The sequence below is a fragment of the Pseudonocardia halophobica genome, assembly GCF_050948485.1.
Classification (GTDB): Bacteria; Actinomycetota; Actinomycetes; order Mycobacteriales; family Pseudonocardiaceae; genus Pseudonocardia; species Pseudonocardia halophobica.
The window spans coordinates 4849242-4869089 of record NZ_CP192046.1 but is presented as its reverse complement, the minus strand read 5'-3'; the positions used below and the strand labels follow the sequence as shown (position 1 = coordinate 4869089).

Genomic DNA, 19848 nt, shown 5'->3' with positions numbered 1-19848 from the left:
AGTTCCCACGTGCGCGGCCATCCGCACGCCGGCAGGGGGAAGCGCGTCATGGTCACGATGAGGGACGTCGCCCGGGCCGCCGGAGTGTCGCAGGCGGCGGTCTCCTACGCGTTCAGCAACTCGCCGAAGGTCTCCGACCAGCAGCGGCAGCGCATCTACGCCATCGCTGCCGAGCTGGGCTTCACCGGTCCGAACGTCGTGGGGAGGAGCCTTCGCTCGGGCCGGATCGGGGCGGTCGGCGTCATGGTCGTCGACTCGCTGGTGCATGCGGTCGACGATCCGTCCACCACGTTGCTCATGAAGGGCATCGTCGAGGTCGGCGAGCTCGCGCACGTCGCGCTGACCCTGCTGTCCGTCGCCCGCCCCGGTGACCGCGGCACGGAGGTGTCCGCGAACCCCGCCCTGCGCGGACTGGTCGACGGCGTCGTGCTGCACAACGTCCCGGGTGACCATCCCGCCGTGGAGGCCCTGCTCGCGCAGGCGGTGCCGATGGTGGCGATCGACTCGCCCGTCCGTCCCGACATCCCCCTGGTCACCGTGGACAACGTGCGCGCGGGACGACTGCAGATGCAGCACGTCCTCGACCGGGGCCACCGGCGGATCGGGATCGTCACCGACCGGCTCCGGCCGGTCGCCCGGGGCGGCCTCGTCACGCTCGCCACCGTCGAGGACGCCACCGAGGTGGTCGTGCGAGATCGCCTGCGGGGCCACCTGGAGGCGTGCCGGCAGGCGGACGTCCCTCCGTCGGACCTCACCGTCGTCGAGACGACCGGGATCGATCGGCTCCACGGCCTCGAGGCGGCCGAGGTGCTTCTCGCGCGTTCGGACCCGACCGCGATCGTCGCGACGTCGGACGTCCATGCCGCTGCGGCGTGGGAGGTGCTGCGGCGGCGCGGGGCGCGCGTGCCCGAGGACGTCTCGATCATCGGGTTCGACGATGCGCCCGTTGCGGACCTGCTCGACCTGACCACGATGCGCCAGCCGTTGGTCGACAAAGGACGCACCGCGGCGCGTGTCCTTCTCGATCGCCTCGAGGGCACGGACCGCCGGCACCAGCTACTGGATGTCGTTCCGATCATCCGCAGCTCGACGGCGGGGGCTCGCACCTAGGCCGTGTCTCCCAACCCGCCACCACCGCTCCCGGCGCCCACGCCGTCCCCGCCGGCGTTGCCGGGCCACCCGAATACGCCCGGCATGAGGGCAGCCTGGTCCCGAGCGTGATCCCGGATCCTGCCGTCACGCAGCTCGAGGCCGACGGCGTCCCGCACACCGTGCACCCGGTCTCCGCCGCACCCTGCCCGGTGGTGCGCGAAGGCCTGAGCTGCAGGGCACCTGCGGTTCAGGAGACCTGGAATCCGGCGTAGTCGTTCGCCTTCGACTCCGCGTACTTCGCCCGGTACAGCGGGAGACCGCCCGGGTAGTTCAGCATCTGGACCGGCTTACCGGGGATGTTCGCGCCCACGTACCAGGACCTGGCGTGGAGGAAGAGCGTGGGCGCGACCAACTCGGCCACGTGGTGGGTCCACTCCTCCTCGGCCTCGGGGGTCGCTTCGATGCGCCGGTGGCCGTTGCTCAGCAGGTGCTCGAGAGTCTCGACGACCATCTCGCCCTGGATCTCCGCGCAGGTCGGGCCGTTGCAGAAGCCCGAGGGGCTCTGTGGGCCGTAGAGGAACAGGAGGTTCGGGAACCCCGCGGTGGCCATGCCGAGGTGGGTGCGCACCCCGGAGGCCCACTTGTCGCGCAGCAGTGACCCGTCGGCGCCCCGGATGTCGATCGCGGTCAGCCCGCCGCTCACGGCGTCGAACCCGGTGGCGAGCGCGATGATGTCGAACTCGTGTTCGACCCCGTCCGCGGTCAGGATGCCACGCTCGGTGATCGACTGGATCGGCGTGTCGTTGACGTCGACGAGCGCCACGTTGTCCTGGTCGAAGGTCTCGTAGTAATGCTGCTCGAGCGAGGGGCGCTTGACCCCGAACGGGTGCGGTGGCGTGGTCGGCGCGAGCTTCTCCTGCAGCGTCGGGTCGTTGATCCGCGCGCGTACCTTGTCCCGCCAGAACGCGTAGGCGTACTCGTTGGACTTCGGGTCGAACAGCGTGTCCTGGAACGTGGCGAGCCAGAAGCGGAAGCCGCCCGCCTGCCAGAGACGCTCGTACCCGGCGGTGCGCTCCTCCTGGGTCAGGTCGATCGCGTTGCGGGGCTCGAAGTCGAAATCGAAGCCCGCGAAGGTGTGGCCGCGCGACTCGAAGCGCTCGGGGAGCGTGGCTTTGATGGCCGCCTGGTCGGTGGGGCCGAGCTTGCGCTGACCCATCGGGAGCGCCAGGTTCGGCGTGCGCTGGAAAAGGGTCACCTGCGCGGCTTCGCCGGCCGTCTCCTGGACGACCTGGACGCCGCTCGCCCCGGTCCCGATGACGGCGACGCGCCTGCCGGCGAAGTCCAGCCCCTCCTGCGGCCACAGGGCTGTGTGGTGCCAGCGTCCCTCGAAGGTGTCCTGGGCCAGGCCGGGAATCTGCGGAATATAGGGCTTGGAGGCGAACCCGAGGCAGGCCACGAGGTACGTGCAGCGCATGGTCGTGCCATCCGATGCGCGCACCACCCATTGGTTGTGGCCGCTGTGGAAATGCGCCGCAGTCACCCGGGTGTTGAACTTGACGTCCTTGCTGATGTCGAGCTTGCGGTCGAGGTAGCCGAAGTAGTCGCGAACCTCGTTCCAACCGGGGTAGAGCTCCGTGTACTCCCAGTCCCTCCACAGATCGTCCCGGGAGAACTGGTAGATCGCGCCCTCGGTGTCGACCCGGGCGCCGGGGTAGCAGTTCCAGTACCAGATCCCGCCGAGTTCCGGGCCGGCCTCCACGATCTTCACGGAGTGACCGAGGCCGCGCAGTCGGTCGAGTTGGTAGATGCCGGCGAAACCGGCCCCGATCACCAGGACGTCGAAGTCCTCGACAACGTCGGTTGTCGTGCTCATGCTCTTGCTCCCTCACCACGAAGCTGGTGTTGTTCGACCCCGCGTCGCTGAAGGGCACTGGAAACCGGTGCTGCGGAGCCTTCTGGTGTCTCACCGCCACAAGGTCGACCAGAAATCGACCGACGGCTGACCGCGACGACGGCGAGCCCTGCAGGTCGACAAATGCCCATGCGGGCCTGGCGAGCCTCCTGGTCCGTCAGGTGCTCGGAGGGGGGCCGGCGGGCCTCGCGCATCTGCTCGAGCACCGCGGAGTCCGTGGATCCGGCAGCATCCCCACCTCCTACCGGCGCGTGGTGAGTCGCCGCACAACAGTCGCCCCACCCATCCGAGGAGTCAAGGACCCACGAGGCCGCCCACGTCGGCGGCAGCGGGTCGCCACTGCAGGGGACGCAGGTCGGTGGGCTGGCAGGCCCTTCGGCGTGATCGCGCGGTCGCTCAGGTCGACGGCGGCCGGTATCGGACATCCCGCTGCGTGGCCTCGTCCAGCTGCTCGGGGGTCAGCAGGACGGTCGTCCGGGAGATCGCGGCCCCGGAGGCGGCCGTTCGAAGGCTCAGGGCCGCCGCGGCGACGTCGTCCGGTACCTCGCCGATCACGACGACGTCGTGGGGCCCGAACGCGAAGTAGCAGGCCTCGACCCGTCCGCCGACGCTCTCCACCGCCTCGACGATCGCTGCCCGCCGCGCGCTGCCGCCCTGGTCGAGCACACCGCGCGCCCCGTCGGGCGAATAGCTCACCTGCCACAGGTACCTCGGCATCGTCGCCACGCCTTCCTCGGGGGTGGGCCGTGCCGAGCCATCCTCCACCAGCTGAGCCGCCCGCGCGAGAACCCGTCGCCGGGCGAGATCTCCTGCGTGCGGGCGCCCCGTCCTCCGATCGCCCGACAGCCGGATCCCCTTGCGTATCGGGCCGCGGGTCGACGGTGGGAGGCCGGGATCGGCGGCAGAGTTCCCCCATCACAGACCACACCAGGCCACTCGTGAAGGGGAACCACGTGAGCAGCGCAGCCACACTCGCCGTCCCGACCACCCGGGATCATCGTCGTCGCCTGCGCGACGTCGACGACGTCGACTACGCCCTGAAGGGCGTCGCGACCTCCTCGAGCGTCCGCCCGCCGACCGAGCGGCTCACCAGGCTACTCAAGGATCTCGTCCGGGACGCCGTGGACGGCACCCGCCCGCTCACCGCCGCTGACCGACGAGTCTCACGATGAGCGCGCTGCTGCTGTCCGCCCGCCTGGACCGCCTGCCGATCGGCCGGTTCCACCGCCGGGTGCTGCTCGCTCTCGCCGTCGCCTTCGTCTTCGAGTTCGGCGACCTCAACACCTTCGCCTACGCCGCGCCGGCGCTGCAGCAGCACCTGCACCTGACAGTGGCCGAGATCGCCTTCGTCACCTCTGCCGCCTTCCTCGGCATGTTCCTCGGCGCGGTCGGCGGCGGCCGCTTCGCCGACGCCGTCGGCCGGCGGCGCGCCCTGCTCCTGTCGGTGACCTTCTTCTCGGTCAGCTCGCTGCTCAACGCGGTGGTGTCGACCGTGCCGACCCTGGCCGTGGCGCGGCTCCTCACCGGCATCGGGCTGTCGGCGATGACGATCGCCGCGACCGCGTACCTCTGCGAGGTCATGCCGGCGCGGCTGCGCGGCCGGATGCAGTCGGCCGTGATGGCCATCGGGCTGGTCGGTATCCCGGTCATGTCCTTCGCCGCGCGCGGGATCGTCCCGCTCGGCGCCGAGACCTGGCGCTGGGTCTTCGTCTTCGGCGCCCTGGGACTGCTCGCCCTGCCTCTCATCGCCCGGCTGCCGGAGAGCCCCCGGTGGCTGCACCAGCACGGCATGGAAGAGCGGGCCGCCGCCGCGGTCGACCGGATCGAGAAGGCCACCGCTGCCGATCCCGGCTCACTACCTCCGCTGCCCCCGACCCCGGACGTGGCTCCGTGCACGTCGCGCCCCGGCTACCGTGCCCTGTTCCGCGGGCCCCTCGGCCGTCGCACGCTGATGCTCGCCGTCGTCTGGGTCTTCCAGACCCTCGGGTTCTACGGCTTCGTCGCCTGGGTGCCCACCCTGCTCGCCGCGCACGGCTTCGACCTGGTGCACAGCCTGACCTTCTCGGCCCTGACGACCCTGGGCGCGGTGCCCGGGGCGCTGCTGGCCTGGCCGCTGTCGGACCGCTTCGGCCGCAAGACGCCCATCGCGCTGATCGCCACCGGCATCGCCGCCTGCGGCCTGGCCTACGGCCTGACCTTCGACCCGGTGGCGATCGTCGTCTTCGGCTTCCTGGTCAACGCGCTGACCCAGACGTTCGCCGCGCTGCTGTACGCCTACACCCCGGAGCTGTACCCCACCGAGCTGCGCAGCTCCGGCAACGGCCTGGTCTACGGCGTCGGCCGGCTGGCCAACATCCTCGGTCCGATGATCGTCGCCGCCGTCTTCGGCACGTTCGGCTACAGCCCCGTCTTCCTCTACATCGCCGGCTCCTGGGCCGTCGTCGCCCTCACCATCGCCGTGTTCGGTCCGCGCACCGGGATGCAGCAGCTGGAGAACCTCCAGGGTGCAGAGTGCGCGCCCGCGCAGCCGGTCCTGTCGGGCCCGCCGGTACCGGCGACCCGCTAGCTCGGGCTCCCATCCGTAGTCCCTTGCTTCAGACCACCGAGATGTGGACCTGCCGAGGTCCACATCCGTGTGTGTCGAGAGCACCGGACTGAGGACGTTGTGCCCTGCGCGGCCCGGCACCGTCCGGCGCACGCTGAGGTCGTCGGCAGGCGGGTACGCCGACCTCATCGGGGAGGAACGACGGGTAGGCGCTGTCTCGGGCGGCGCGGGACGAGGGAGGAACCGATGACGCACACGACCGAGCGCAGCTCCACGCGGGTGCGCGGGTTCACCGATCCCGAGCTGGACTTCCAGCTGCTGCGCCAGCTCGGGTCGGCGGCGTACGGGGGCGCGTCGATCGGCGAGCCACTCGCCGTCGCCGCGACGCTCGGGGACGGCGTGGCGGGCTGGACCGACGGGTTCGCTGCGCTCGCCGAGCGCCAGCGCGCCGACGCCGAGGCGCGTGCCGCGGCAGGGCATGCGGTCAGCGCCCGGGACCGGTTCCTGCACGCCTGCAACAGCTTCCGCGCGGCGGAGTACTTCGCCCCTGCGGGCACCGCCCGGCAGGCCGAGCTCGGGCTGGCCAGCCGGGCGGCGTTCCTCGCCGCGGCCCCGTACCTGCCGGGGCGGGTCGAGGAGCTGTGGCTGCCGTGGGAGGACCAGCGGTTGCCCGGCTACCTGTGCACGCCATCGGACGACGCCGGGCCCGGGCCGACCCTGGTCGCCACGAGCGGTTTCGACGGCACGCTGGAGGAGACCTACCTGCAGGTGGGTCGGGCGGGCCTGGAACGGGGCTGGCGGGTGCTGCTGATCTGCGGACCCGGGCAGATGGACGTCACCCGCACCGAGCCGCACACCCACTTCGTCCCCGACACCGAACGGTGGGTCACGCCGTGGCTGGACCACGTGCTCGCCCGGCCCGAGGTCGACCCCGAACGGCTGGCGCTGCTGGGCATCAGCCTGGGCGGGTACCTGGGTCACCCGCGCCGCCGCCCACGACGACCGGATCCGGGCGCTGGTGGCGAACTCCCCGATCGTGGACCTGCACGCCTACCAGGTGGCGTTCGTGGCCCCGTACGTCGGCGGGGACCCGGAGGTCGTCCTCGCCCCCGGGGACGACCTCCGGCTCGACGACATCGACACCCTGCCGGACACCGAGATGCCCGCCGCGGCCAAGGAGCTCGCACGCTCGCTCATGACGCGGTTCGGCCGGGCGAGCTTCCTCGACACGTTCGCCTACCTGCGCGGCTTCCGCGTCGATCCCGCCGCCGTGACCTGCCCGGCGCTCGCACTGGTCGGCTCCGGAGAGGGCGGCGAGCCACGGGCCCAGTTCGAGCGGTTCTGCGCCGAGGTCGCCGGCCGCGTGACCGCCCACACCTTCACCGCGGACGACGGCGCCGACACCCACTGCCAGCTGGGCAATCTCGCCTACTCGGCGGCCGTGGTGTTCGACTGGCTGGAGGAGCTGTTCGCACGGGGATGACGAGCTCGACCCCTCGCTCGGTCCTGGCGGCCGAGCGAGGCGGGGCGACACAGGGGATGCTCCTATGGATGTCAAGCGACGGCTGGGGCGTCGTGGGATGTGAGTAGTTCTTGGTAGATCTCTCGGGCGATGTAGCGCTTGAGGCAGCGGATGATCTCTTTCTTGGACATGCCCTCGGTGGTGCGGCGGTCGCGGTAGGCGCGGGTGCGTGGGTCCCACCGCAGTCGGCAGAGCACGATCCGGTAGAGCGCGGCGTTGGCTTGCCGGTCCCCGCCACGGTTGAGCCGGTGCCGGTGGGTGCGTCCGGAGGAGGCGGGCAGTGGTGCTGCCCCGCAGAGCATGGCGAACGCCGCCTCGGAGTCGAGCCGTTCGGGGTTCTCCCCTGCGGTGACCAGCAGCTGTCCGGCGACCTCGGTGCCGACCCCGTTCAACGCGACCAGGCCCGGGTTGATCGCGGCGACCAGCGGGCCCAGCAGTGCGTCGAGTTCGGCGATCTCGGCGGTGAGGCGTTGGTGGCGCTGAGCGAGGCTGCGCAGCGCGATCAGGGTCGCGGTGGCGGGGTCCTTGGCCCGGCTGTGGTCAGGGCGGCGAGTCGCGCAGTGGGTGATCAACCGACGGGTGGTCAGTCCGCGCAGTTCGGTGCGCAGTGTCTCCGGAGCCGTCACGACCAGCGATTTCATCTGGGTCTGTGCTTCGGCTCGGTTGCTGATGGCGCTGCGTCGAGCGACTCGCAGCGCGCGTAGTGCTTCCACCTGTCCGTCGCGGTGTTTCGGGGTGCCGGTAGCGCGTCCGGACAGCGCGGCGCGAGCGGCGGCCTCGGCGTCGACCGGGTCGGACTTGCCCTGCCAGCGGCGGGTCTTGCGGTCGGGGCGGTCGACCTCGACCACCTCGATCCCGGCGGCGTGCAGGTGGCGTGCCAGGCCTGCGCCGTAGACACCGGTGCCCTCGACCCCGACCCGTAGTAGCAGTCCGAAGCCCTGCAACCAGGCCAGCAGACTCCGATAGCCGGACGGCGTGGTCGGGAACTGGCGGTGGCCCAGTAGCCGGCCCGCGGAGTCCAGCACCGCAGCGGTGTGGGTGTCCTTATGAGTGTCGATCCCACCGGTGACCTGCAGCTCATGGGCGGAGCCCATCGCAGAACGGGTGGGCTGTGTCATCGTGGTCACTGTCGTCCTGTCCTTCGAGCGTGCAGGGCGGCACGCACCAGCCGGGCTGGCGGACAAGACAGTGATGGGTGCCTGCTGGCACAGGCTCCTATGAGGTCACGACGCCGTCTGGTGAGTGCAAGCGAGCCCCGCAGTCAGCCGAACGACAGATCCACTTCAGGACCCGGGGTCAGTCAGCGCTTGGGTCAGAACGACCGGCTGCGGGGCTCGCCTACATCCTCACTGTCAGCGCTCGAAGCCTCGTTCGATCCCGGCCCAGACGCCGTCGTAGTCGGACTGGCGGTGGACCGCGGCGTGCGCGAAGTCGGGGACGGTGATGGGCCAGCGGGTCTCGAACATGAAGGCGAGGGTGTCGGCGATCTTCTGGGGTGCGAGTTCGGCGGCGCTGGCCTTGCGGTAGGTCTCGGCGTCGGGGCCGTGGGCGCTCCACATGTTGTGCAGGCTGGCGCCGCCGGGCAGGAACCCTTCGGCCTTGGCGTCGTACACGCCGTGGACCAGGCCCATGAACTCGCTCATGATGTTGCGGTGGTACCAGGGCGGGCGGAAGGTGTCCTCGCCGACGAGCCACCGCGGGGCGAAGACGACGAAGTCCGCGTTCGCCTGGCCGGGCGTGTCGGTGGGTGAGGTGAGCACCGTGTAGATCGACGGGTCCGGGTGGTCGTAGGAGACCGTGCCCAGGACGTTGAACCGGGAGGTGTCGTACTTGTACGCGGAGTGGGTGCCGTGCCAGGCCACGACGTCGAGCGGGGAGTGGTCGTAGTCGGCGGCCCACAGCGCGCCGGCGTACTTCTGCACGACCTGGACGGTCTCTTCGCGGTCCTCGTAGGCGGCGACGGGGTAGAGGAAGTCGCGCGGGTTGGCCAGGCCGTTGGCGCCGATGGGGCCGAGTTCGGGCAGGACGAAGGGCTGGCCGTAGTTCTCGCAGACGTAGCCGCGGGCGGGGCCGTCGGGCAGCTCGACGTGGAACCGGACGCCGCGGCCGACGACGGCGATCTCCCCGGGTGCGACGTGCAGGCGGCCGTACTCGGTGTGCAGCAGCAGGGCTCCCTGCTGGGGGACGACCAGGAGCTCGCCGTCGGCGTCGACGAAGTAGCGGTCGGTCATCGAGAGGTCCGCGGCGTAGAGGTGGATGCCGATGCCGGCGCGCTGGCGGACGTCGCCGTTGACCCCGACGGTGTAGAGGCCGTCGACGAAGTCGGTGGGCTGGGCGGGCAGAGGCAGCGGGTCCCAGCGCAGCCGGTTGGGGTCGGTGATCCCGGTGCTGTCCGGGGCCGAACGCAGCAGGCCGGTGTCGATGCGGCGGAACGGCGGATGCGCGGCCGAGGGCCGGATCCGGTACACCCAGCTACGCCGGTTGACCGCGCGAGGCTCGGTGAACGCGGTGGCGCTGTGCTGCTCGGCGTAGAGCCCGAGCGGGGCGCGCTGGGGCGAGTTGCGGCCCACCGGGAGCGCCCCGGGCACGGCTTCGGTGGCGTGTTCGTTGCCGAACCCGGACGCGTAGGTCAGCGCCGCTCCGGTGACCTGCGCGGCGGCGGGTGAGGGCAGGGTGCTGGTCATCGACATTCTCCTTCGCCGGTCGAATGTGCGAGTCGGTTCGAGGGTGTCAGAGGTGGGAGCCCGCGTCGACGACGATCACGAGGCGCATTCCCGCCGTGGGGCCGGAGCACCGCTCGCCGTCAGGAAAGCCCGGGCTAGCTTCCGGGCGGCATCGGTGGGGCGTCGCCGGGGACGAGCGTCGCAGCGATCTTCCGCCACAGGACGTCGGCGGAGTTCTTGTAGTCGCCCGTGGTCGGGTCGAAGGCGGCCTGGTCGAAGGTGACGGCGACGGCGACGGCGACCTTCTGCGAGGGCAGGTAGGCGTAGGCGCCGGCCTCACCGGAGAACAGCGGGTTCTGCAACACCCAGTTGCCGGAGGAGATGATTCCGAGCCCGTAGGTGTAGCCCGGCGACTGCGGGTGGCAGGTCGTGCATCCGGGCAGGGTCGTCGTCCTGCCGATCAGGTCCTTGGTCACCATCTTCTGGTAGGACTCGGGCGACAGGAGCCTGCCCGACCCGATGGCCGCGGCCGTGGCGTTCAAGTCGTGGATGTCGGTGGTCTGGATGGCTCCGTGCGTGATCGTCCACGACGGGTTCCAGTAGGTCGACTCCTCGTAGAAGGGCGTGCCGGCGGGAATCTTGAGCGCCTGACGGCGCTCGGACGTGTAGGCGTGCAGCGCGGGCTCCTGGGTCGCCGGTGTTCCCGGGTCGGTCGTGTCGTCCAGCGCCGAGGGGGCCCAGGACCTTCTGCTGCAGGAGCGAGGCGACGTCCTGTCCCGTGATCTTCTCGAGGGCGAGTCCGAGGATGATGTAGTTGGTGTGCGAGTAGTTCCAGTTCGTCCCGGGCTCGTAGAGGAGCGGGTGTGCGGTGCTGATCGCGATGAGCTCCTCGGGGGTGACGGTCCGGAACGGGTTCGCGTGCTGCGCGCCGTCCAGCTCGGGGGTGGTCACGTAGTCCACGTACTCCGAGGTCATCTGGGCCAGTTGCCGAGGGTCACCTTGTCCGTGTAGGGATGTCGGGCAGCCACGTCGAGACCTTGCCGTCGATGGTGACGCTGACGATCACGGCCTTGAGATGGGCATCGGCCATGGCGTCCCTGACGACCCTCATCACCGCGTCGGCCTTGGCCGGGTCCACCGACGCCGACGACGGACCGCTGCTCGACGTCGAGGACGACGGCGGCGCGGTGCCCGACGTGCACGCGAGGCACACTTCGGCGGCCTGTCCTCCGCCTCGGCCGGGCCATCGACGTCCCGGATCCGGGACGGTGAGCACCCCGTCGAGGTAGAGCGGGCGAGGAGATGTGAGGTCCACTAACAGCACCACACGCCACTCGAACCGGGGCGGTTCCGATGACTGACACATCCGCTGCGCGCACCGTGCGCGCGGCTCGCGGCCCGCAGCTGTCGTGCAAGGGCTGGCAGCAGGAAGCGGCGCTGCGGATGCTGATGAACAACCTCGACCCGGAGGTGGCCGAGCACCCCGACGAGCTCGTGGTCTACGGCGGGAGCGGTCGAGCGGCCCGCAACTGGGCCGCGTTCGACGCCATCGTCGCCTCGCTGCGGGAGCTGGAGGACGACGAGACCCTCCTCGTCCAGTCCGGCAAGCCGGTGGGGATCCTTCGCACGCACGAGTGGGCCCCACGGGTGTTGCTCGCGAACTCGAACCTCGTGGGGGACTGGGCGAACTGGGAGCACTTCCGCAGGCTGGAGGCGGCCGGCTTGATGATGTACGGCCAGATGACGGCCGGCTCCTGGATCTACATCGGCACCCAGGGCATCCTCCAGGGCACCTTCGAGACCTTCGGTGCCGTCGCCCGCAAGCGCTTCGGCGGCTCGCTGGCCGGCACCATCACGCTGACCGCCGGCGTGGGAGGCATGGGCGGCGCCCAGCCGCTCGCGGTTACCATGAACGACGGCGTGGCCATCTGCGTCGACTGCGACCGGACACGCATCGACCGCCGTATCGAGCACCGGTACCTCGACGTCCGCGCGACGAACGTCGAGGACGCGCTGCGTCGCGCGGTCACCGCCCGCGACGCCAGCCGGCCGCTGTCCATCGGCCTGGTCGGCAACGCGGCCGAGGTGTTCCCCCAGCTCCTCGCCGGGGACGCGCCGATCGACGTGGTCACCGACCAGACGTCGGCCCACGACCCCCTCTCGTACCTGCCCCGTGGCGTCGCCTTCGAGGACATGAGGACGACCGCGGAGAAGGACCCCGCGTGGTTCACCGAGCAGGCCCGGCTGTCCATGGCCGCCCATGTCGAGGCGATGGTCGGCTTCATGGACCGTGGGGCCGAGGTCTTCGACTACGGGAACTCGATCCGCGACGAGGCCCGCAAGGGCGGCTACGCGCGGGCCTTCGACTACCCCGGCTTCGTGCCGGCCTACATCCGGCCGCTGTTCGAGGAGGGGCTGGGCCCGTTCCGGTGGGCGGCGCTGTCGGGTGACCCCCAGGACATCGAGGCGACCGACCGGGCGATCCTCGAGCTGTTCCCGGACAACGAGCACCTGCGGCGGTGGATCACGCTGGCCGGCGAGAAGGTCGCCTTCCAGGGTCTTCCCGCCCGCATCTGCTGGCTCGGCTACGGGGAGCGCCACCGTGCCGGGCTCCGCTTCAACGAGATGGTGGCCGCCGGGGAGCTGAGTGCGCCGATCGCCATCGGGCGCGACCATCTCGACTCCGGGTCCGTCGCCTCGCCGTACCGCGAGACCGAGGCCATGATCGACGGATCCGACGCAGTGGCGGACTGGCCGCTGCTGAACGCCCTGGTCAACACCTCGTCCGGTGCCACCTGGGTGTCCATCCACCACGGCGGCGGTGTCGGCATGGGCAGGTCCATCCACGCCGGGCAGGTGACCGTCGCCGACGGGACCGAGCTGGCCGCGCAGAAGCTCGTCCGCGTGCTGACCAACGATCCCGGGACGGGAGTCATCCGCCACGTCGACGCCGGATACGCCCACGCCGCCGAGGTCGCCGCGGAGCGAGGGGTGCGCATCCCGATGCGGGACGACGGATGACGGAGTTCGAGACGCTCTGGTCGGAGATCGCCGGGATCGGACGGGCCGGGCGCCCCGGCGGCTACCGGCGCTTCGCCTGGACCGACCCGGACCTGGCCCTGCGACAGTGGTTCGTCGACTGCGCCGGCCGGCGCGGGATGAGCACCGAGCAGGACCGCAACGGGAACCTGTGGGCCTGGTGGTTCCCACCGGGCTGGGCCGGGGACCCACGGGCCGCCTTCGTCACCGGCTCGCACCTGGACTCCGTCCCTGACGGAGGTGCGTTCGACGGGCCGCTCGGCGTGGTGTCGGCGTTCGCCGCCGTCGCGCAGCTGCAGGAGGCCGGCGTCGAGCCGAGGACTCCGATCGGTGTCGTCGCCTTCTCGGACGAGGAAGGTGCTCGCTTCGGTGTCGCGTGTGTCGGCTCGCAGCTGTCGACCGGTGCGCTCGCCCCGGAGCGCGCGTTGGGCCTGCGTGACGCCGACGGCCGGACGCTGGCCGAGGTGCTCACGGCCGCGGGACGCGACCCGGGGTCGGTCGGCCGGGATCGACGCCTGCGTGACCGCGTCGGGGTCTTCGTCGAGCTCCACGTGGAGCAGGGACGGGCGCTGGACCTGCTGGACCGTCCCTTGGCGGTCGCCTCGTCGATCTGGCCGCACGGACGGTGGCGGCTGTCCTTCACCGGGCAGGCCAACCACGCGGGCGCGACACGGATGGTGGATCGGCGCGACCCGATGCTGGCCTACGCAGCCTCCGTGGCGTCGGCGCGGTCGCGCGCCGTCCAGCACGGGTGCGTGGCGACCTTCGGCAAGCTCAGCGTGCTGCCGAACGGGGCCAACGCCATCGCCTCGTCGGTGGAGAGCTGGCTGGACGCGCGCGCGGGATCGCCGAACGAGCTGGATCTCCTCACCCGGGAGATCTTCACCGACGCCGCGGAGCACGCCGAGGCCGAAGGTGTGCGGCTGCAGGTCAGCGCCGAGTCCGAGTCCCCGATCGTGGAGTTCCCGCACGCGGTGCGCGACCGCATCGTCCGGGCGCTGACGGCCTTCGGCGACGTGCCGGTCCTGGCGACCGCCGCCGGCCACGACGCCGGCGTCCTGTCCACGGTCGTGCCCAGCGCGATGGTGTTCGTGCGCAACCCGACGGGCGTGTCCCACGCGCCCGACGAGCATGCCGAACCGTCCGACTGCCACCTCGGGGTCGCGGCACTCGCCGCGCTGATGAAGGAGTGGGCAGCGGTATGACATCGCCGTCGGACGCCCTGCGCCGGACAGCCCGTGCGCCGCGGGCAGACGACCCGCAGGGGCAGTGGTGGTGCGAACACGCATGGCTGGGCGGCGGGTCCGTGGAACACGGCGTCCTCGTCACGGTCGCCGAAGGACGCTTCTCCCGTGTCGTGCCCGGGGTCGAGCGTCCCGCCGCGGTGCCCGCCCTGCGCGGGCTGGTCCTCCCCGGCCTGGCGGACGCGCACTCCCATGCCTTCCAGCGGGCTCTGCGTGCACGCACGCAGCACGACCGAGGCTCCTTCTGGACCTGGCGCGACCTCATGTACCAGGCGGCGAACAGGCTCGACCCCGACACCTACCGGGAGCTCGCCACGGCGGTCTTCACGGAGATGGCACTGGCCGGGGTGACCTCGGTCGGCGAGTTCCACTACCTGCACCACGACGCCCGCGGGGTGCCCTACGACGACCCCAACGCCATGGGCCGGGCACTGGTCGACGCCGCAGCCTCTGCAGGCGTGCGCCTGACCCTCCTCGACACCTGCTACCTGAGCTCGGGCGTGGACGGGTCGCCACTCGGCGACCTGCAACGTCGCTTCGGGGACGGCTCCGGCGAGCGTTGGACGGAGCGCGTCGACCTCCTTCGTCGCGAGTTCAGCGGCTCGGACACCGTGATCGTCGGCGCGGCCCTGCATTCGGTGCGCGGCGTCCCGCTCCAGCACATGCCCCCGGTCGTCGAGTGGGCCGACGCCCACCGCGCCCCCCTGCACGTGCACTCCTCGGAGCAGACGGCCGAGGTGGAGCAGTGCCTGGCCGTCCACGGACGAACCCCGACAGCCCTGCTCCACGACGCCGGGGTCCTCGGCCCGCGCACCACCGCCGTGCATGCGACGCACCTGACCGAGTCCGACCTGGCGATGCTCGACTCCACCGCCACCGGGGTCTGCTTCTGCCCGACGACCGAACGCGACCTCGGCGACGGCATCGGGCCCGCCTCCGCCCTCCTCGCCCGCTCGGCCGGCCTCTTCTCCCTGGGCTCCGACAGCCACGCCGTCATCGACCTGTTCGAGGAGGCGCGCGCGGTCGAGCTCAACGAACGACTACGGAGCCGCGGGCGCGGGATCTTTCCGGCCGACCTGCTGTTGACGTCGGCGACCTCGGACGGCCAGCACGCCCTGGGCCGGCCCGACGCCGGCCTCATCGGTCCCGGACACCGCGCCGACCTGGTCGCGGTCGACATGGAATCCGTCCGGACCGCGGGCGGCGGCCCGCGAGCCGAGACCGCGGTCTTCGCGGCCACCGCCGCCGACGTGACCGACGTCGTCGTCGACGGGCGGACGGTGGTCCGGGACCGGCGACACCTGACGGTGCCGGATGTGTCCCGCCGGCTGGCCGCCGCAGCGGGTCTGCTGTTCGGGGGACACACCAGGCAGGAGGGGGCCGTGCGGTGACGGTGCTGTTCACGAACATCGGAGAACTGACCACGAACGACCCGACGCAGGGCGACGGGTCGCGGTTGGGCCTCGTCCGCGCCGCGGCCGTGCTGGTCGACGCCCACCGGGTCGCGTGGGTCGGCCCCGGGAGGGCGGCCCCGGCAGCCGATCAACTCGTCGACGTCGGCGGATGCGCGGTGATCCCCGGATTCGTCGACTCCCACGCCCATCTGGTCTTCGCCGGCGACCGGGCGGAGGAGTTCGCCGCGCGCATGACAGGAGCCAGGTACGAGGCCGGCGGCATCCAGACCACTGTGCGGGCGACCCGTCGGGCGGACGACCAGACCCTGCTCGCCACCGTCACGGCGCTTCGGCAGGAGATGCTGGCCCAAGGCACCACGACCGTCGAGTGCAAGAGCGGGTACGGCCTGACGGTCGACGACGAGACCCGGTCGCTGAGGATCGCGGCTCGGGCCACCTCCGAGGTGACGTTTCTCGGCGCCCATGTCGTGCCGCCGGAGTACCAGGGGCGCCGGGACGACTACGTCGATCTCGTCCGCGGTCCCATGCTCGACGCGTGCGCCCCACTGGCCAAGTGGGCCGACGTGTTCTGCGACCGGGGAGCCTTCGACGCCGACGAGGCCCGCGCGATCCTCGAGGCCGCAGCAGAACGCGGACTGCAACCGCGCCTCCACGCCGGCCAGCTGCAACTCGGCCGAGGTATCGCACTGGCGGTCCAGCTGGAGGCGGCCTCCGTCGACCACTGCACCTTCGTCTCCGACGACGACCTCGACGCCCTGGCCGCGGCCCGTGACGTCACCGTCGCCACGTTGTTGCCCGGAGTGGAGTTCTCGACACGCTCACCGTGGCCCGACGGCAGACGGATGGTCGACGCCGGGGTCACGGTCGCACTGGCCACCGACTGCAACCCCGGCAGCTCCTACACCTCCAGCATGGCCTTCTGCATCGCGCTGGCGGTTCGCGACATGGGACTCAGCCCTGCCGAGGCCCTGTGGTCGGCCACCTGTGGCGGTGCGGCGGCACTGCGCCGCAGCGACGTCGGCGTCATCGCACCGGGACGACGAGCCGACTTCCTCGTGCTCAAGGCGCCGTCGTACGTCCATCTCGCCTACCGTCCCGGAGTCCCGCTGATCGGCAGCGTCGTACGCGCAGGGGTCGCGGTGCCCACGTGACGAGGCGGACCGCGCCGGCGGCTACCGGAGGGGGCCGACTGCAGACTCGGCCGCTCGCACGACGTCACCACGACGGACCAGCTCGGTGACCTGCTCGAGTTCGGGGGAGAGCCACCGGTCGGGGCCGACCCCGGCGATGCTCCGGCGCAGCAGGGTCACGACCGCAGTCGAGGCGGACCCGGGCTCGAGCGGAGCGCGAAGTTCCAGCCCGCGTGCCGCGGCGAGGATCTCGATGCCGATCACGCGCTGCAGGGCGTCGATGGCCCTGCGCAGCTTCCGCCCGGCCGACCAGCCCATCGACACGTGGTCCTCCTGCATCGCGGAGGAGGGGATGGAGTCGACGCTCGCGGGGTTCGCCAGGCGCTTGAGCTCGCTGACCATCGCCGCCTGGGCGTACTGGGCGATCATCATGCCGGAGTCGATGCCGGGCGACCCCGCCAGGAAGGCCGGCAGCCCGTGCGAACGGCTCGGGTCGAGCAGGCGGTCGGTGCGTCGCTCGCTGATCGACGCCATGTCGGCCGCGGCGATGGCGAGGAAGTCCAGGACGTAGCCGACGGGGGCTCCATGGAAGTTCCCGTTGCTCTCCACGCGCCCGTCCGGAAGCACCACGGGGTTGTCGATGGCGCTCCCCAGCTCGATCGCGGCAACGTCCGCGGCGTGCCGGAGGGTGGCTCGCGCCGCTCCGGCGACCTGGGGCGCACAGCGCAACGAGTAGGCGTCCTGAACCACGCTGCAGTCCTCGCCACGATGGCTTTCCACGATCGCGGAGCCGGCGAGCAGACGGTGCAGGTTCTGCGCCGAGGCCACCTGCCCGGGATGGGGTCGCACGCCCTGCAACTCCGGCGCGAAGACACGGTCCGTGCCCAGCAGGGCTTCCACGCTCATCGCCGCCGCGACGTCGGCGGCGGTGAACAGCGCGCCGAGGTCGTGAACGGCCAGGGCGAGCATCCCGAGCATGCCGTCCGTCCCGTTGACGAGGGCCAGCCCCTCCTTGGCCGCCAGCCGGAGCGGCTCGAGGCCGTGCGCGGCCAGCGCCTCCCGACCCGTCACGACGTCGCCGTCGCTCGTGCGGACCTGGCCTTCTCCGATGGCGGCAAGGGCGCAGTGCGCGAGCGGAGCGAGGTCGCCGGAGCAGCCGAGGGAGCCGTACTCGTGGACCACCGGCGTCAGTCCGAGGTTCAGCATCGCCATGTACCGGTCGGCCACCTCGGACCGCACACCCGTGTGGCCGGTCGTGAAGGTCTGCAGCCGCAGGAGCATCAGGGCACGGACGACCTCGCGCTCGACCTCCGGGCCGGTGCCCGCTGCATGGGACCGGACCAGAGCGTGCTGCAGCGCGTCCCGCGACGCCTTGCCGATCCTGGTCGTGGCCAGCGCACCGAAGCCCGTGGACACGCCGTAGATCGCGCGGTCGGATGCGGCGAGCTCATCGACGGCCGCCCGTGCGCCGAACATCGACGCCGCGGCGGTGGCGTCGATCTCGACCCGGGCGTCGTGCCGAGCCACCGCAACCACCTCGGGCACCGTCAGCGGACTGCCCCCGACGACGACTCGGCGGACGTCCGCGCCTGCATTCTGCGAAGCCACGGCGCACCACTCCTCTCGCCCGCCTCCGGCGTGCTCCCTGCGGACGCGACCACCTCCGCAGTGTGCGGACCGGCCGACCCGCCCGCCAGATCCGACTTCCGGACAGCGTCCGGCCGGGCGCCGGCGGCGGAACGGAGTGCCGGACGCGGGCCCGGGCGTAGAGGGCCTCACGAGCTGTCCGGCCGTGCGCATGAACATTCGGCCGCGGGGGTACACGCGGGCCGCCCGGCTGTGTGTGGAGATGCGAGATGCCCAGACCGCCGGTCCGAGTGGGCGTTGGGTCGGCGGCACTGAAGACTGTTGACAGTTTTCAGAGTGGGCCTCTACCGTGACCCTCGCCATGCGCCGGTTCGGACTGCCGACCGGGAGGGCGAGTCGAAGGAGATTCGTGACGCCGATGAGCAGCTACTGGTCGAGTTGGTCGGATCTGCCGGAGCGGGAGGTGCTCCCGGGGAACTTCCGGACGGCGGTGACCGGCAAGGAGATGGGCCTCAACCGCATCCGCTGGGTGCACCCGACGGAGCTGCCCGCGCACACGCACCCGGACGCCGAGCAGGCGATGGTGATGACCAGCGGGCGGATCGCCTTCACGGTGGGCGGTGAGAAGACCGTGCTGGCCGAGGGCGACGTCGTCGTGATCCCGAGGGGTGTCGAGCACTCGGGGCACAGCATCGAGGGTGAGGCGACCTTCATCGAGGTCTTCGCACCCACCCGGATCGAGAACCTGGTCGGCTTCCTCGGAGGATCCTCGATGCCGGAGCCCTCCGGAGGTGACCCGCGATGAGCCTCCGGCAGATCAGCGCGCACGTGCACGTCGAGACCGCGCACCTCGGGAGCAACAACTCGATCGTCGTGGGTGCCGAGGGCCTGGCGCTGGTCGACACCCCGCACCGCCCGACCGATGCCATGGCCTGGCGGAAGACGGTCGACGGCTTCGGCACCACGCGGTTCGTGGTCAACACCGACCATCACCCGGACCACACGATCGGCAACTTCTGGCAGGGCGGCGAGGTCGTCTCGCACCGCGGTACACGGGAACGCCTGCTGCACGAGGCGCCGAGCCGCGACTACCTCGCGAGCCTCTTCGCCCGGATCGACCCGGAGGCCGTCGCGCTGCTGGACACCTACCGGGTCCGGGTGCCCACGGTGGTGTTCTCCGACGCCCTGGACCTGCACCTCGGGGACGTCCACCTGGAGCTGAGCTTCCAGCCGGGGCACACCGCGAACAGCCTCATCGCCTACGTGCCCGAGGACGGGGTCGTCTTCACCGGCGACATCGTCTGCGAGGCCGGCCTGCCGTCCTTCCAGGACTCCCGGCTGTGGGACTGGTTCGACGCGATCGAGGAGGTCGCGTCGTACGACTTCGACGTGCTGGTCCCCGGGCACGGTGAGGTGGCCGACCGCGGCGTGCTCGAGCGCTACCGCGACTGGGGGCGCGAAGTGGTGGGGCAGGTCGCCGATGCGATCGGCCGGGGTGTGGACCGCGAGCAGGCCAGTGCGGAGATCCGGTTCCCCGACAACATCCACGTCGACACCGAGGACTACGTCGGGTACCCCGACGACCTCATCGAGATGTTCCAGCGGCGTTCCATCGAGCGCATCTACGAGGACCTCCGCGAGAGGCCCGACCTCGCGGCGCGATAGGGCCGCCACCGACTCGATCTCCGGCGCATCCCGC

Annotated in this window: 17 protein-coding genes and 1 pseudogene; 10 read left to right on the top strand and 8 right to left on the bottom strand. The window is 71.4% G+C overall.

Annotated features, from left to right (window positions below; all coding sequences use genetic code 11):
* The first annotated feature begins 48 nt into the window (after positions 1–48).
* Complete coding sequence (locus ACQP04_RS23070; protein WP_433502646.1) at positions 49–1110, top strand: LacI family DNA-binding transcriptional regulator; 1062 nt, start codon at positions 49–51, stop codon at positions 1108–1110.
* A gap of 229 nt (positions 1111–1339) precedes the next feature.
* Here ACQP04_RS23070 and ACQP04_RS23065 read toward each other — a convergent pair whose 3' ends face one another.
* Together ACQP04_RS23065 and ACQP04_RS23060 are read right to left on the bottom strand one after the other, a co-directional pair.
* On the bottom strand, positions 1340–2965 hold the full coding sequence (locus ACQP04_RS23065) for a flavin-containing monooxygenase (RefSeq protein WP_433502645.1): 1626 nt from the start codon (positions 2963–2965) through the stop codon (positions 1340–1342).
* Positions 2966–3400: 435 nt separating this feature from the next.
* Positions 3401–3721, bottom strand: coding sequence for a GYD domain-containing protein (locus tag ACQP04_RS23060; protein ID WP_037040347.1), 321 nt, complete (start codon positions 3719–3721; stop codon positions 3401–3403).
* Positions 3722–3957: 236 nt separating this feature from the next.
* Here ACQP04_RS23060 and ACQP04_RS23055 point away from each other — a divergent pair, with 236 nt between their 5' ends.
* The 3 genes from ACQP04_RS23055 (at position 3958) to ACQP04_RS23045 (ending at position 7032) form a co-directional block, all read left to right on the top strand.
* The gene (locus tag ACQP04_RS23055; RefSeq protein ID WP_433502644.1) at positions 3958–4176 is read left to right on the top strand and encodes a hypothetical protein; all 219 of its coding nucleotides are present in this window, start codon (positions 3958–3960) and stop codon (positions 4174–4176) included.
* A complete protein-coding gene (locus ACQP04_RS23050) occupies positions 4173–5570 on the top strand; it encodes an MFS transporter (protein ID WP_433502643.1) in 1398 nt (465 codons plus the stop codon). Before ACQP04_RS23055 ends, ACQP04_RS23050 begins: the two co-directional genes overlap by 4 nt.
* A gap of 997 nt (positions 5571–6567) precedes the next feature.
* Entirely contained in the window at positions 6568–7032 is a 465-nt protein-coding gene (locus ACQP04_RS23045) for a hypothetical protein (protein WP_433502642.1), read from the top strand.
* Between the two features lie 71 nt (positions 7033–7103).
* Here ACQP04_RS23045 and ACQP04_RS23040 read toward each other — a convergent pair whose 3' ends face one another.
* The 5 genes and pseudogenes from ACQP04_RS23040 to ACQP04_RS23020 form a co-directional block, all read right to left on the bottom strand.
* On the bottom strand, positions 7104–8165 hold the full coding sequence (locus ACQP04_RS23040; protein ID WP_433508421.1) for an IS110 family transposase: 1062 nt from the start codon (positions 8163–8165) through the stop codon (positions 7104–7106).
* 258 nt (positions 8166–8423) lie between these two features.
* Positions 8424–9755: a homogentisate 1,2-dioxygenase gene (hmgA, locus tag ACQP04_RS23035; RefSeq protein WP_433502641.1), complete on the bottom strand. Its 1332-nt coding sequence runs from the start codon at positions 9753–9755 to the stop codon at positions 8424–8426.
* A 134-nt stretch (positions 9756–9889) separates the two neighbouring features.
* The gene (locus ACQP04_RS23030) at positions 9890–10276 is read right to left on the bottom strand and encodes a hypothetical protein (protein ID WP_433508518.1); all 387 of its coding nucleotides are present in this window, start codon (positions 10274–10276) and stop codon (positions 9890–9892) included.
* Between the two features lie 244 nt (positions 10277–10520).
* Positions 10521–10709 (bottom strand): annotated as a pseudogene (locus tag ACQP04_RS23025) (serine hydrolase); the annotation flags it as partial.
* Positions 10710–10728: 19 nt separating this feature from the next.
* Positions 10729–11049 (bottom strand): hypothetical protein, encoded by a 321-nt coding sequence (locus tag ACQP04_RS23020; protein WP_433502640.1) that lies wholly within the window; start codon positions 11047–11049, stop codon positions 10729–10731.
* Between the two features lie 38 nt (positions 11050–11087).
* Between ACQP04_RS23020 and hutU the strand changes: the two genes are divergently transcribed.
* Genes hutU through hutI form a run of 4 tightly spaced genes read left to right on the top strand, consistent with a single transcriptional unit; the run spans position 11088 to position 16583 of the window.
* Entirely contained in the window at positions 11088–12755 is a 1668-nt protein-coding gene (gene hutU, locus ACQP04_RS23015) for a urocanate hydratase (protein ID WP_433502639.1), read from the top strand.
* On the top strand, positions 12752–13978 hold the full coding sequence (locus ACQP04_RS23010; RefSeq protein ID WP_433502638.1) for an allantoate amidohydrolase: 1227 nt from the start codon (positions 12752–12754) through the stop codon (positions 13976–13978). Before hutU ends, ACQP04_RS23010 begins: the two co-directional genes overlap by 4 nt.
* A complete protein-coding gene (locus ACQP04_RS23005) occupies positions 13975–15408 on the top strand; it encodes a formimidoylglutamate deiminase (RefSeq protein ID WP_433502637.1) in 1434 nt (477 codons plus the stop codon). The genes ACQP04_RS23010 and ACQP04_RS23005 overlap by 4 nt, the downstream gene beginning before the upstream one ends.
* A complete protein-coding gene (gene hutI, locus ACQP04_RS23000) occupies positions 15405–16583 on the top strand; it encodes an imidazolonepropionase (protein ID WP_433502636.1) in 1179 nt (392 codons plus the stop codon). The genes ACQP04_RS23005 and hutI overlap by 4 nt, the downstream gene beginning before the upstream one ends.
* A gap of 21 nt (positions 16584–16604) precedes the next feature.
* On the opposite strand, the gene hutH is transcribed toward hutI, so the two are convergent.
* A complete protein-coding gene (gene hutH / locus ACQP04_RS22995; protein WP_433502635.1) occupies positions 16605–18170 on the bottom strand; it encodes a histidine ammonia-lyase in 1566 nt (521 codons plus the stop codon).
* A gap of 397 nt (positions 18171–18567) precedes the next feature.
* Here hutH and ACQP04_RS22990 point away from each other — a divergent pair, with 397 nt between their 5' ends.
* The gene (locus tag ACQP04_RS22990; protein WP_433502634.1) at positions 18568–18954 is read left to right on the top strand and encodes a cupin domain-containing protein; all 387 of its coding nucleotides are present in this window, start codon (positions 18568–18570) and stop codon (positions 18952–18954) included.
* Positions 18951–19814, top strand: a complete 864-nt coding sequence (locus ACQP04_RS22985) for an MBL fold metallo-hydrolase (RefSeq protein ID WP_433502633.1) — start codon at positions 18951–18953, stop codon at positions 19812–19814. The genes ACQP04_RS22990 and ACQP04_RS22985 overlap by 4 nt, the downstream gene beginning before the upstream one ends.
* The last annotated feature ends 34 nt before the right edge of the window (positions 19815–19848 follow it).